This window comes from Glycomyces sp. NPDC047010, from assembly GCF_040644205.1.
Lineage (GTDB): Bacteria > Actinomycetota > Actinomycetes > Mycobacteriales > Micromonosporaceae > Glycomyces.
In genome coordinates this window covers 19,254-32,081 of record NZ_JBEYVY010000001.1, presented here as the reverse complement: position 1 = coordinate 32,081, position 12,828 = coordinate 19,254, and the positions used below count along the sequence as shown (strand labels likewise).

Annotated in this window: 13 protein-coding genes; all 13 read left to right on the top strand. The window is 72.0% G+C overall.

The genetic code is table 11. The features are described from left to right. Window positions 1-54 precede the first annotated feature (54 nt). The 13 genes from rimM (at window position 55) to AB0A65_RS00095 (ending at window position 12,826) form a co-directional block, all read left to right on the top strand. Window positions 55-552: a ribosome maturation factor RimM gene (gene rimM / locus AB0A65_RS00155; protein WP_359943770.1), complete on the top strand. Its 498-nt coding sequence runs from the start codon at window positions 55-57 to the stop codon at window positions 550-552. After that, entirely contained in the window at window positions 552-1,322 is a 771-nt protein-coding gene (gene trmD / locus AB0A65_RS00150; RefSeq protein WP_359943767.1) for a tRNA (guanosine(37)-N1)-methyltransferase TrmD, read from the top strand. Before rimM ends, trmD begins: the two co-directional genes overlap by 1 nt. A gap of 89 nt (window positions 1,323-1,411) precedes the next feature. Further along, window positions 1,412-1,762, top strand: a complete 351-nt coding sequence (rplS, locus tag AB0A65_RS00145; RefSeq protein ID WP_359943764.1) for a 50S ribosomal protein L19 — start codon at window positions 1,412-1,414, stop codon at window positions 1,760-1,762. Window positions 1,763-1,873: 111 nt separating this feature from the next. Beyond that, window positions 1,874-3,091, top strand: a complete 1,218-nt coding sequence (gene lepB, locus AB0A65_RS00140) for a signal peptidase I (protein WP_359943762.1) — start codon at window positions 1,874-1,876, stop codon at window positions 3,089-3,091. Window positions 3,092-3,192: 101 nt separating this feature from the next. Continuing rightward, a complete protein-coding gene (gene lepB / locus AB0A65_RS00135; protein ID WP_359945529.1) occupies window positions 3,193-3,786 on the top strand; it encodes a signal peptidase I in 594 nt (197 codons plus the stop codon). A gap of 26 nt (window positions 3,787-3,812) precedes the next feature. Continuing rightward, window positions 3,813-4,439 carry a ribonuclease HII gene (locus tag AB0A65_RS00130; protein WP_359943759.1) on the top strand — a complete coding sequence of 209 codons (627 nt, stop codon included), beginning with the start codon at window positions 3,813-3,815 and terminating at the stop codon, window positions 4,437-4,439. Window positions 4,440-4,550: 111 nt separating this feature from the next. Next, complete coding sequence (locus AB0A65_RS00125; protein WP_106361934.1) at window positions 4,551-4,853, top strand: DUF2469 domain-containing protein; 303 nt, start codon at window positions 4,551-4,553, stop codon at window positions 4,851-4,853. Window positions 4,854-4,895: 42 nt separating this feature from the next. Further along, on the top strand, window positions 4,896-6,374 hold the full coding sequence (locus AB0A65_RS00120) for a histidine kinase N-terminal domain-containing protein (RefSeq protein WP_359943756.1): 1,479 nt from the start codon (window positions 4,896-4,898) through the stop codon (window positions 6,372-6,374). 83 nt (window positions 6,375-6,457) lie between these two features. Beyond that, window positions 6,458-7,855 (top strand): choice-of-anchor A family protein, encoded by a 1,398-nt coding sequence (locus tag AB0A65_RS00115; RefSeq protein ID WP_359943753.1) that lies wholly within the window; start codon window positions 6,458-6,460, stop codon window positions 7,853-7,855. A gap of 66 nt (window positions 7,856-7,921) precedes the next feature. Continuing rightward, window positions 7,922-9,424, top strand: coding sequence for a helix-turn-helix domain-containing protein (locus tag AB0A65_RS00110; RefSeq protein WP_359943750.1), 1,503 nt, complete (start codon window positions 7,922-7,924; stop codon window positions 9,422-9,424). 159 nt (window positions 9,425-9,583) lie between these two features. Then, window positions 9,584-10,876 (top strand): MFS transporter, encoded by a 1,293-nt coding sequence (locus AB0A65_RS00105; protein WP_359943747.1) that lies wholly within the window; start codon window positions 9,584-9,586, stop codon window positions 10,874-10,876. A gap of 126 nt (window positions 10,877-11,002) precedes the next feature. After that, window positions 11,003-11,104 (top strand): putative leader peptide, encoded by a 102-nt coding sequence (locus tag AB0A65_RS00100; RefSeq protein ID WP_359943744.1) that lies wholly within the window; start codon window positions 11,003-11,005, stop codon window positions 11,102-11,104. 48 nt (window positions 11,105-11,152) lie between these two features. Then, window positions 11,153-12,826 (top strand): nitrite/sulfite reductase, encoded by a 1,674-nt coding sequence (locus AB0A65_RS00095; protein WP_359943741.1) that lies wholly within the window; start codon window positions 11,153-11,155, stop codon window positions 12,824-12,826. Window positions 12,827-12,828: the final 2 nt, after the last annotated feature.

The following is a 12,828-nucleotide window of genomic DNA, read 5'->3' as shown; positions in this document are numbered from 1 at the left end:
GCGACAGCCCCGGGGTTCGCCCCGGGGCTGTCGTGCTGCAAGGAGAGGCAAGCAATGGCAGAGGTCGTGGTCGGCCGGATCGTGCGCCCCCACGGGCTGCGCGGCGAACTCGTCGTGGAGGTCCGCACCGACGATCCCGAGGCCCGGTTCCAGCCCGGAATCGAGTACGCCACCAAGAACGGCCCCCTGAAGGCCCTCACCGTGCGCTGGCACCAGGGCCGGCCCATGGTCGGCTTCGAGGGCGTCACCGACCGCAACGCGTCCGAGCTGCTGCGCGGCGTGCTGCTCTCGGTCGACGTGGACGAGGACGACCTCGCCGACGACGAGTTCCGCGACGACGACCTCGAAGGGCTGAAGGTCGTGGAGGCCGACGGCACCGAGGTCGGCACGGTCGCGCGCGTCGAGCACGGCGCGGGCCACGAGACCCTCGTGGTCCGGCGCCCCGGCACCCACCCGGCGCGCATCCCGTTCGTCGCCGAGATGGTCACCATGATCGACTTCGAGGCCGAGGTCATCACCGTGGACCTCCCGCCCGGGCTGCTGGAGCTGTAGTGAAGATCGACGTCGTCACCGTCTTCCCCGAGTACCTCGCCCCCCTCGACCTCTCCCTCATCGGGCGCGCCCGCGAGAGGGGCCTGCTCGACCTGAACGTCCATGACCTGCGCCGCTGGACCCACGACGTGCACCACTCGGTGGACGGCGCCCCCGCGGGCGGCGGCGCCGGGATGGTCATGAAGCCGCAGCCGTGGGGCGAGTGCCTCGACGAGCTCGTTCCGGGGGAGCAGAAGCCCCGGCTGCTCGTCACCAGCCCCGCCGGCAGACCGTTCACGCAGGCCATGGCGCACGAGCTGGCGGCCGAGCCGTGGCTGATGTTCGCCTGCGGCCGCTACGAGGGCATCGACCAGCGGGTCGTGGACTACGCGTCCGAGTCGATGGAAGTCACCGAGGTCTCCATCGGCGACTACGTGCTCTTCGGCGGCGAGGTCGCGGTCCTCGCGATCGTCGAGGCCGTGGCGCGCCTGGTGCCCGGGGTCCTCGGCAACGCGGCGTCACTGGACGACGAGTCGCACAACGCGGGCCTGCTCGAAGCGCCCGCCTACACGCGGCCCGCCGAGTGGCGCGGCCACGAGGTCCCGCCGGTCCTCCTCTCGGGGGACCACGGCAAGGTCGACCGGTGGCGGCGCGAGCAGGCGCTCCTGCGCACCGCGCGGGCCCGCCCGGATTTGCTGGAGCGGCTCGGCCCGGGTAGCCTCGATGAACGTGACCGGCTCCTCCTCGAAGGGGCCGGGCCCGCCGCGCCCGAGCAGGGTGTGGCAGAGTAAGACGGTTCCCCGTGACGTCCCGCCCGTTCAAGCGGTACCTCTCCCGGATCGGGACTTCTGAACTTCTTCGTCAACGAGGGTTGAAACCAATGAACATTCTGGATGAGCTGAACGCCGCCTCCATGCGCGCCGACGTGCCGGACTTCCGTCCCGGCGACACCGTCAAGGTCAACGTCCGGATCCAGGAAGGCAACCGGTCCCGTGTCCAGGTGTTCCAGGGCGTCGTGATCCGCCGCCACGGCGGCGGTCTGGGCGAGACCTTCACGGTCCGCAAGATCAGCTACGGCATCGGCGTCGAGCGCACCTTCCCGGTCCACGGCCCCATGGTCGACTCGATCGAGATCGCCATGCGCGGCAAGGTCCGCCGCGCGAAGCTGTACTACCTGCGCGAGCGCAAGGGCAAGGCCGCGACCAAGATCAAGGAGCGCCGCGAGGTCTGATCCTCGGGCCTCGGCGAAGCTTGCGAGCCGTAGATCTGCATAGTTTTCGGAGAACCCCGGGCACCCGCCCGGGGTTTTTCCATTTCGCGTGTTCTCCGCTACGCTCACCGCATGAGTCCCGGTTCCTCCGACGGGGCGAAGGGACCCCGCCGCATCGACTGGAGCCGCCTCCCCGGCCCCGGCGGGCCCGGCGCCCCCGTGCCCCCCAAGGGCCCCGCGAAGCCGCAGGGCCGCCCCGGCGTCCCGTTCGCGGGCCGCCCGGCCGCCACCGACGCCACCCAGCGCCTCACCCGCCCCGAGGGACCGACCGGCGCGCGCGACCGCGTCACGGGACCGCACGACCGGGTGACCGGTGCGCACGACCGGGTCTCGGCTTCACACGATCGGGTCTCCGCCTCCCACGACCGCGTCTCCGCGTCGCACCGCGTCGTCAGCGGCACCCACGACGCCGTCGGGAAGCCGAAGAAGGAGTCCGAGAGCCGCCTCTCGCAGCCGCACAAGCGCCAGTACCTGTCGCTGTGGATCGAGCTGCCGCTGCTGCTCGTCGTCGCGTTCTCCGCGGCGGTCCTGCTGCGCACGTTCGCGGTGCAGCCCTTCTACATCCCGTCCGGCTCCATGGAGCAGACCCTCCAGGAGGGGGACAAGGTCCTCGTCCTCAAGCTCACCACGACGCTCCGCACGCCCCAGCGCGGCGAGGTGGTCGTCTTCCGCGGCACCGACTCCTGGGACCCCGAGTACCGGCCCGCGGGCGGCGACGGCGGCGTCATAGACGACATCACCACCGGCGTCCTCGACCTCATCGGCCTCGCCGAGCCCGACGAGAAGGACTTCATCAAGCGCGTCATCGGCGTCGGCGGCGACACCGTCATGTGCTGCGACGCCGACGGGAACGTCGTCGTCAACGGGGTCTCGCTCCACGAGGACGAGTACGTGTACGACAACGCGCCCGTGGAACCCGAGCCCGGCACGTGCCATTCGCGCCGCTTCGACGAGGTCACCGTCCCCGAGGGGGAAGTGTGGGTGATGGGGGACCACCGCGGCAACTCGAAGGACTCGCGGTGCCAGGGCCCGGTCCCGGTGGAGAACATCATCGGCCGGGCCATCGCCCTGGTGTGGCCCACCGACAGGGCCACCGAACTGGAGATCCCCGACTCGTTCGACGCGCTCGACGGGACCACCGGAACCGAAGGGGCCCAGTCCGCCTCGGGCACCGCCGGGGACGGCCTCCCGGCGGCCTGGGGCACGGCCTGGCACTCACCGCCTTCGTTGCCCGCCACCGCGACCACCGCCCCTGCCGTCGGAGCGCGAGCGCGTAGACTCGCACCGTGATCGAAGAAGGGCAGGCGCCCGGCGCCGACGGCGAGGGCGCCGAGGAGACCTCCGACAAGCAGCAGCCAGCGAAGAAGGGGTCGTTCTGGAAGGAACTCCCCATCCTGCTGGGCGTGGCCATCCTGGTGGCGATCGTGGTGCGCACGTGGGTCGTCCAGACCTACTACATCCCCTCCGGATCGATGGAGAACACCCTCCAGATCAACGACCGGGTGCTCGTCAACAAGCTCGTGTACGACTTCTCCGAACCCGAGCGCGGCGAGATCATCGTCTTCACCGCGCCCGAGTCGTGGCGGTCGGTCATGGAGGAGGACGAGTTCATCAAGCGGGTCATCGCCGTCGGCGGCGACCACGTCGTGTGCTGCGACGACCAGGGGCGGATCACCGTCAACGGGGTCGCCCTCGAAGAGGACTCGTACCTGTTCACCAACCCGGTCACCGGGGAGCAGGACCCGCCCTCGCAGGACCCGTTCGACGTGGTCGTCCCCGAGGGGCGCCTGTGGGTCATGGGCGACCACCGCTCGGCCTCCGGCGACTCGCGCGAGCGGTTCATCCGCACCGGCGGGAACGTCGACGCCTCCACCATCGAGGTCGACGCCGTGATCGGCAAGGCGTTCGTCCTGTTCTGGCCCTTCGGCGACTTCAACTGGTTCTCCATCCCGGAGACCTTCGACGACGTCCCCGACCCCTCCTGACCGTGCTCCGCCCGGCCCCTTCCCGGATGCGGCGCGACGGCGACCTGTACGCGCTGGAGGCCGCCCTGTCCCGGCGCGGCCTCGGGCCGGTCGCCGGGACCGACGAGGCCGGGCGCGGCGCGTGCGCCGGACCCCTGGTGGTCGCGGCGGTCGTCCTGCCGCCGAGCGCGCGCCTGGAGGAGCTGAACGACTCGAAGCTGCTCACCGAGGCCGCGCGCGAGCGCGTCTTCGAGCGGCTGCACCGCTCCCGGGCGCTCATCGCCGTCGTCAGCTACCCGCCGCGGGAGATCGACCGGCGCGGCGTCGGCGTCTGCAACCTGGAGGGCATGCGCGTCGCCGTGGCGCGCCTGCCCGAGCGGCCCGGGTACACGCTCACCGACGGGTTCCCCGTCCCCGGCCTGCCCGGGAGCCTCGGGGTCGTCAAGGGCGATCGCACGGCCGCGTGCGTGGCCGCCGCGGGCGTGGTCGCCAAGGTGACCCGGGACCGGATCATGGCCGAGCTCGACGGCCGCCGCCCCGAGTACGGCTTCGCCGTCCACAAGGGATACGGGACGCCCGCGCACGAGGAGGCCATGCGCCGCTTCGGCCCCTGCGAGGAGCACCGCTTCTCCTACGCCAACGTCGCCGCGCTCGCCGTACCCGCCGCCGCCTGACCGGGCCCGACCGGGTCCGCCCGGCGTGAATCCGGGGCTTGCAAGGCAAGCCGCGTCCGCGGCGGGGCATGCGCGCACTATCGTGGTTACCGTCGCATTGAAGGAGGAGCGTTGAGCGCCGAGGACCTCGAGAAGTACGAGACCGACATGGAGTTGCAGCTGTACCGGGAGTACCGGGACATCGTGCGGCAGTTCACCTACGTCGTCGAGACCGAGCGGCGGTTCTACCTGGCAAACGCGGTCGAGGTCAACGTGCGCGGTGCCGACGCCGAGACCTACTTCGAGGTCGAGATGAGCGACGCGTGGGTCTGGGACATGTACCGCCCCGCCCGCTTCGTCAAGCACGTCCGGGTCCTGACCTTCAAGGACGTCAACGTCGAAGAACTGGACAAGCCCGACATGACCCTGCCGTAGAGGACGGGCCGCGGACCGCGGCCCGCCGCTACCATTGGTCCGGTGTCCACACTCCGTGACGTGATCAGCGCCCACACCGACCTCACGTCGAACTCCGCGGCCCACCTGCAACGGCTCGTCGCCGAATGGCAGCTCCTCGCCGACCTCTCCTTCGCCGACTTCCTCCTCTGGGGCGCCGTCAAGGACCACCCGGGCCGGTACGTGTGCCTCGCCCAGGTCCGGCCCACCACCGGCCCCACCGCGTACGAGGAGGACCAGGTCGGGCGCCTCCTCGAAGGCGAGGACGCGAAGCACCTGAGCGTCGCGTACACCGAGGGCCGCATCTTCCGCGAGGGCGACCCGGTCTGGCGCGGCGACGTCGCCGCCCGCCACGAGGCCATCCCGGTGCGCCGCCGCGACCGCAGCCAGGTCATCGCCGTGGCCGCCCGCGACACCAACCTCTCGGACACCCGCAGCCCCTCCCACCTGGAGCTCAACTACCTCAAGACCGCCGACTACCTGGTGCAGATGCTCACCGACGGCGGCTTCCCGCCCCCGCTGCTGCCCGGCGAGCCCACCACCGCGCCGCGCATCGGCGACGGCCTCGTCCGCATCGGCGCCGACGGCCTCGTCCGCTACGCCTCCCCGAACGCGCTGTCCGCGTACCGCCGCATGGGCGTCACCGGCCACCTCCGCGACCGCGACCTCGCCGAGCTCACCCGCAGCCTCCCCTCCAGCCCCGACGCGGGCGCCGACGCCGCGCGCCGCATCGCCGACGCGCTCGCGGGCGGCACGCCGCGGCGCAAGGAGATCGAGGCCCGCGGCGCCACCGTCCTCATGCGGGCGCTCCCGCTGCGCCCCGGCGGGAAGGCCGCGGGCGCGCTCGTCCTCGTCCGCGACATCACCGAGGTCCGCCGCCTCGACCGCGAACTGGTCACCAAGGACGCGACCATCCGCGAGATCCACCACCGCGTCAAGAACAACCTCCAGACCGTGGCCGCGCTCCTGCGCCTCCAGGCCCGCCGGGTCGGCTCCCCGCAGGCCCGCCTGTCCCTGGAGGAGTCGGTGCGCCGCGTCGCGTCCATCGCGCTCGTCCACGAGACGCTCTCGCAGTCCTCGGACGAGTCCGTGGGCTTCGACCAGATCGTCGACCGCGTCGCCTCCATGGCCGTCGAGGTCTCCGTGGCCGAGTCGAAGGTGACGCTGCGCCGCGAGGGCACCTTCGGGGTCCTGCCCTCGGAGTACGCGACACCGCTGGTCATGGTCGTCAACGAGCTCATCCAGAACGCCGTCGAGCACGCCTACCCGCCCGGCCAGGACGGCGAGGTCGTCATCGGCGTCGAGCGCGACGGCGACCACTTCCGCGTCACCGTCTCCGACCACGGCAAGGGCCTCCCCGAGGGCTTCCGCATCGCCGACTCCACCCGCCTGGGCCTCCAGATCGTCCACACGCTCGTCACGGGCGAACTGCGCGGCACGATCGACATGCGCCCGCGCCCCGAAGGCGGTACCGAAGCGGTAGTGGACTTCGCCCTCCAGTAGGAGCGCGCGGCGTTCTCCCCGGGTTCGGGCCCCGAACCTGCTACAACAGTCCCAGGGATTACCACTGTGGACTGGAGGCGGCCATGCCCGCGACCCGATCGCGCCCTGTCGCACTGCGAGCGGCCGTAGCGGCCGCGGCCGTCTTCGTCGCGGGCGCCGCGTACATGCTGGCCGTCCCCGGCGCGCTCGCGGCCCCGCTCCCCGACGGGCTCGGCCCCTGCTCGGGAGCGGACTGCCCCACCGCGTACCCCGACGACAACAACAACGGCGGGATCATCGGCTACGACGACTCCGTCAACGTGTTCGTCGGCGGGGACTTCACCGTGACCGGCACCGCCGCGGAGTCCGAGGGCCGCAACGTGGTCCTCGGTGACTTCACGCAGAACAAGACCGGCGGCAGTTCCATCTACAACGTCGGCATCGCCGGGGTCGGCTCCCGCGTGCCCCCGCCCGACGGCTCCGACTACCTCGTCGTCGGCGGCGACCTCAGTATCGCGACCGAGCAGCGCCTCCTCGCCGAGGAGGGCTCGCACTCCGGCGTCGTCCGCGTCGCCGGGACCCCCACGGGCGAAGTGAACCCCGACGCCGTCACCGACACGGCCGCGGTCGACTCCTATGCGAGCCTGCGCGACCGGCTCTCGACCGCCAGCCACTGCTACGCCTACCCCGCGGACGGCGTCCGCCGCACCGTCACCGGCACCGTCCAGAACGTCGGCTACGAGACCCTCTTCACCGGCGACGGCGCCTCCCCGCTCCAGGTCTTCGCCGTCGACGCCGACCTCGTCTCAGGAACCGGCGGCGCGCAGGCGCTCCGCTTCACGGGCATCCCCGCCGGCGCCACGATACTCGTCAACCTCTACGGCGACGCCAGGACCCTGAACGTCAACTCCGGCCCGCAGACCGAGTACCGCTCCCGCCTGCTGTGGAACTTCCCCGACGCCGCCGAGGTGAACCTGCGCGGCACCACCCAGTTCCAGGGCTCCGTCCTCGCCGGGGAGCAGTCGTCCACCACCGAGGTCACCATGTCGGGCACCAACGGCCGCATGCTCCTCACCGGGAACCTCGTCCACGGCTCCAGCTCCCAGGCCGGCTCCGGCCAGGAGGTCCACGCCTACCCGTTCGAGGGCGACCTGCCCGAGTGCGAGGACGACGACCCCACCTCGGTCCCGATCAACAGCACCGACGTGCCGACCACCGACGACGCCACCACGGACGGCCCGACCACCGACGAGCCCACGACCGCCGACACGACCGACGCGCCCACCACGGACGAGCCGTCCACCGGCAGCACCACCGACGCGCCGTCCTCCGCCACCGGCGCCACCACGAGCGAGCCCGCGGCGGTCCTGACCAGCGGCGGCCCCGGCGGCCTCGCCGGGACCGGCGCCCGCTTCGCCCTGCCGCTCGGCATCGGCGCGGCCCTCGCCGCAGTCGGCGCCATCGTCGCCTTCGCCGCCAGCCGCCGCACCGCCGAGGAGTGACCCGGTCGGCCGCCGGAACCCGAGGGGTCCTCCGGCGGCCCCGGGGCCTGCAATAACATCGGACGCATGTCCGGACCAACCCTGCTCGACGCCGTGCTCGCCGCCTTCGGCGACACGGTCGTCCGCGCCGTCCGCCCCTCCTCCGGCCCCAACCCGGCCATCACCGGCGTGGCCCTCCTCGAACCCGGCGACCGCGCCGAGCCCGGCCAGCTCGTCCTCGCGATCGGCGCCCGCGGCGAGCAGGCTCTCGCCATGGCCGCCGACGCCGCCCGCGCCGGGGCCGCCGCGCTCGTCGTCAAGGGTCCCGCCACCGGCCCGGAACCGCCGCTCCCGGTCGTCCACATCGACGACGGCGTCCGCTGGGACCAGGTCGAGATGCTCGCCCGCACCGCCGTCGAGGGCTCCTGGAGCGACGACGCCTCCGTGACCGGCCTGCCTGCGCTCGCCGAGACCGTCGCGACCCTCGTCGGCGGCCTCGTCACCATCGAGGACGCCGCGCACCAGGTCGTCGCCTACTCCCACACCGGCGACGACGCCGACTGGGTCCGCCGCGAGACCATCATGGGCCGCCGCTGCCCCCTCCCGTACCGCGACCACCTGCGCGAGCAGGGCGTGTTCCGGCGGCTCTGGCCCCCGGACGAGGTCATCGCGATCCCCGCCCACCCCGCGATCGGCGCCAACAAGCGGCTGGCCGTCGGCGTCCAGGCCGGCAGCCGCCCCCTCGGCTCGATCTGGGTGCAGCACACCGGCACCCCGTTCAGCGCCGACGCCGCCGAGGTCCTGCGCGGCGCGAGCCGCCTCGCCGCGCTCCGCATGGCCGCCCCCGGCGGCAACGCCACCATGGCCGTCCCGCCCGACTTCGCCTACGGCCTCCTCACCGGCCGCGTCGACTCCGAGCTCCTCGCCCGCCAGCTCGGCCTCGACGCCCACACCCCCATGAGCGTCGCCGCCGTGGACCTCCACGACCCCGAACCCGACTCGGCCGCAAAGGAACTGCACCTGACGCAGGCCCTCGACGTGGCCTCGGTCTACGCCGCCGCCTACCGCCACGACGTGTACCTCACCCGCGCCTGCGGCCTCGTCTACCTCATGGTCCCCGGCGACGGTGACGGCGTGGGGGACTGGCTCGGCGGGCTCGTCGCGGCCCTGCGGCAGAACCTCGGCACCCCTGCGCAGGCCGCGCTCGCCGACCCGGTCCCGAAGGTCGCCGAGATCCCCGCCGCGAAGGAGCAGGCGTACCAGGTGCTCCTGGCGGTCGCCGGGAGCGGCGAGCCCGTCGTCCCGATCGGCGCGGTCCGCTCGAAGCTGCTGCTGCGCGAGGCCCTCGACGCGCTCGCGGCCGTGCCGGGCCTGCGGGGCGCGGCCGACGCGCTCAGCCCCGAGCTGGCGAAGTCCCTGCGTGCGCACCTCGACGCGTTCGGGGACGTGGGCGCCGCCGCGGCCGCCCTCCACGTCCACCCGAACACGCTCCGGTACCGCCTGCGGCGCATCAAGGAGGTCTCCGGGATCGACCTCGACGACCCCGACCAGCGGCTCCTCGCGATGATCCAGCTGCGCCTGGCCGACTGACGCGTTGTCGCCGCGGACAAGCCCGTCCGCCGCGATTTTGCCTTCTCGACAAACCGTTCCGAGCGACCGCGCTCATAGGCTCGCCCTACTCCCGGCCGGGACGGGCGGCGCCCCGTCCGGACCGCGAGCGACACGCCCGCCCCCGTCGACAGGACGACCATGAGCAGTACCACGACCACCCCGCCCCAGGACATGAGGAGGATCGCGACCGCCAGCTTCATCGGCACCGCGATCGAGTTCTACGACTACTACATCTACGGCACCGCCGCGGCGCTCGTCCTCAACGAGCTGTTCTTCCCGACCCTGTCCCCGCTCGCGGGGACGCTCGCCGCCCTGAGCACCTTCGCCGTCGGGTTCGTCGCCCGCCCCCTCGGCGCGATCCTGTTCGGCCACTTCGGCGACCGGATCGGCCGCAAGGCCACCCTGATCGTGTCGCTGCTGCTCATGGGCCTGTCGACCGCGCTCATCGGGCTCCTGCCGACCTACGGGACGATCGGCGTCGCGGCGCCGATCATCCTGGTGGTCCTGCGCGTCGCCCAGGGCATCGGCCTCGGCGGCGAGTGGGGCGGCGCGGCCCTGCTCTCCACCGAACACGCGCCCGCGGACCGGCGCGGCCTGTACGCGGCGGCCCCGCAGATGGGCTCGCCGGTCGGCTACTTCGTCGCGACCTGCGTGTTCTGGGCCCTCTCGGCCTGGCTCCCGGAGGCGGCCTTCGACTCGTGGGGCTGGCGCGTGCCGTTCCTGCTGTCGTTCGCGCTCGTCGCCGTCGGCCTGGTCATCCGCCTCAAGGTCGCCGAGACCCCGGCGTTCGCGAAGCACATGGACGAGACCGGCGCCGCGAAGGTCCCGCTGCTCACCGTCATCACCCGCCACCCGAAGGAGCTGCTGCTCGGCGCCGGGTCGATCCTCGTCGTCTACATCATGTTCTACACGGCGGCCACGTACTGCCTGACGTACACGACCACCGTGCTCGGCATCCCGCGCAACACGATGCTCGGGCTCACCCTCATCGCCGTGGTCGTCCTCGGGATCAGCACGTTCCTCGTGGCGCGCCTCTCGGACCGGCACGGGCGCAAGAAGCTCATCATCGCGGGCGCGGTCTTCGGCATTGTGTGGAGCTTCGCGCTGTTCCCGCTGCTGGAGACGAAGAACCTGGTGCTCATCGCGGTCGCGCTCTCGGGCGCGCTGCTGGCGATGGGCATCATTTACGGGCCCATCGGCGCGTTCCTGCCGGAGCTGTTCCCGACCGGCGTCCGCTACTCCGGCGCGGGCCTGGCGTACAACATCGGCGGCCTGCTCGGCGGCGGCATCACGCCGCTCGTGGTCGCCCAGATCGCCTCGACCTCCGGCACCTCGGGGGTCGGCTGGCTCCTCGGCGGCATCGCCGTCGTGAACCTGCTGTGCATCCTCGCGCTGCCCGAGACGCGGCACCGCGACATGCAGGACGCGTAACAAGCGTCCCGCACACCGGTACGGCCGGGCCCCGCGACCACGGGGCCCGGCCGTACGCGTGTCACGCTCATGTGACCTGCTGTCCAGGGAGCGGGACGTCGAGTGCAGTGGACGGGAACCTGTGTCATGCTTCTAGGCATGTCTCGCGCACACGGGCTCCGACTGGTGGCACGCCGCCACGTCGACCTCTGCCGTGTGTTCAGCGCCGCTTGTCTGATGCGCGCTTAATTCCTTCCGGCTTTTCCGCCGACGAACCACGCCACACCTGTGTCCGCGATGAGGAGTACCGTGCCAACGCCAACGCGCAAACCGTCCCGCCCCAAAGGCCAGGGCCAATGGGCCATGGGCCACCGGGAGCCGCTCAACAAGAACGAGCAGTCCAAAAAGGACGACAACCCGCTGAACGTGCGGCAGCGCATCGAGAACATCTACGCTCACGGCGGCTTCGACTCGATCGACCCGGCCGACCTGCGCGGACGCTTCCGCTGGTGGGGCCTGTACACGCAGCGCAAGCCCGGCATCGCGGGCGGCAAGACCGGCATCCTCGAAGAGGAGGAGCTGGACGACAAGTACTTCATGATGCGCGTGCGCATGGACGGCGGCCAGCTCAACCTCGCGCAGCTGCGCACGGTCGCCGGCATCTCGAAGGAGTTCGGCCGCGACACGGCCGACGTCACCGACCGCGAGAACGTCCAGTACCACTGGATCCGCGTCGAGGACGTCCCCGAGATCTGGCGCCGCCTCGAAGCGGTCGGCCTCGACACGCAGGAGGCGTGCGGCGACTGCCCGCGCGTCATCCTCGGCTCTCCGGTCGCGGGCGTCGCCGTGGACGAGGTCATCGACGCCACGCCGCAGATCCAGGAGATCTACGACCGCTTCATCGGCGACCGCAGCCTCTCGAACCTGCCGCGCAAGTTCAAGTCGACCATCGGCTGGCTGCCCGACAGCCCGTACGAGACCAACGACATCTCGCTCATCGGCGCCCACCACCCCGAACTGGGGCCGGGCTTCGACCTGTACGTCGGCGGCGGCCTCTCCACGAACCCGATGTTCGCCCAGCGCCTCGGCACCTGGATCGCGCAGGACGACATCGTGGACGTGTGGGTCAACGTCGTCAAGATCTTCCGCGACTGGGGCTACCGGCGCCTGCGCACCCGCGCCCGCCTGAAGTTCCTCGTCAAGGACTGGGGCGCCGAGAAGTTCCGTGAGGTCCTCGAATCGGACGCGTACCTGGGCCGCAAGCTCCCCGACCTGGAGCAGCCCCCGGTCCCCGAGAAGCTCCTCGACCACATCGGGGTCCACCAGCAGAACGACGGCAAGTACTTCATCGGCCTCGCGCCGGTCGTCGGCCGCGTCTCCGGCACGATGCTCGGCCAGCTCGCCGACATCGCCGAGAAGTACGGCTCCGACCGCGTGCGCGCCACCCCGCTCCAGAAGCTCCTGCTCCTCGACATCCCCGCCGACAAGGTCGACGACGCCGTCGAGGACCTGCGCGCGATCGGCCTGGAGGCGAACCCGTCGCCGTGGCGCCGGTCCACCATGGCCTGCACCGGGATCCAGTTCTGCAAGCTCGCGATCGTGGACACCAAGGACCGCGCCCGCGACCTCGTCGCCGAACTGGAGAAGCGCGTCCCCGAGCTCGACACGCCCGTGTCGGTCCACGTGAACGGCTGCCCGAACGCGTGCGCGCGCACCCAGACCGCCGACATCGGCCTCAAGGGCCAGCTCGTCGTCAAGGACGGCCAGCAGGTCGAGGGCTTCCAGGTCCACCTCGGCGGCGGCCACGCGGCCGCGGCGAGCCTGGGCCGCAAGTCCCGCGGGCTCAAGGTCGCCTCGGAGGACCTCGGCGACTACGTCGAGCGCGTCACCCGCCGCTACCTCGGCGGGCGCACCGAGGGCGAGACGTTCGCGCAGTGGGTCCACCGCGCGGAGGAGACGGACCTCCAGTGAGC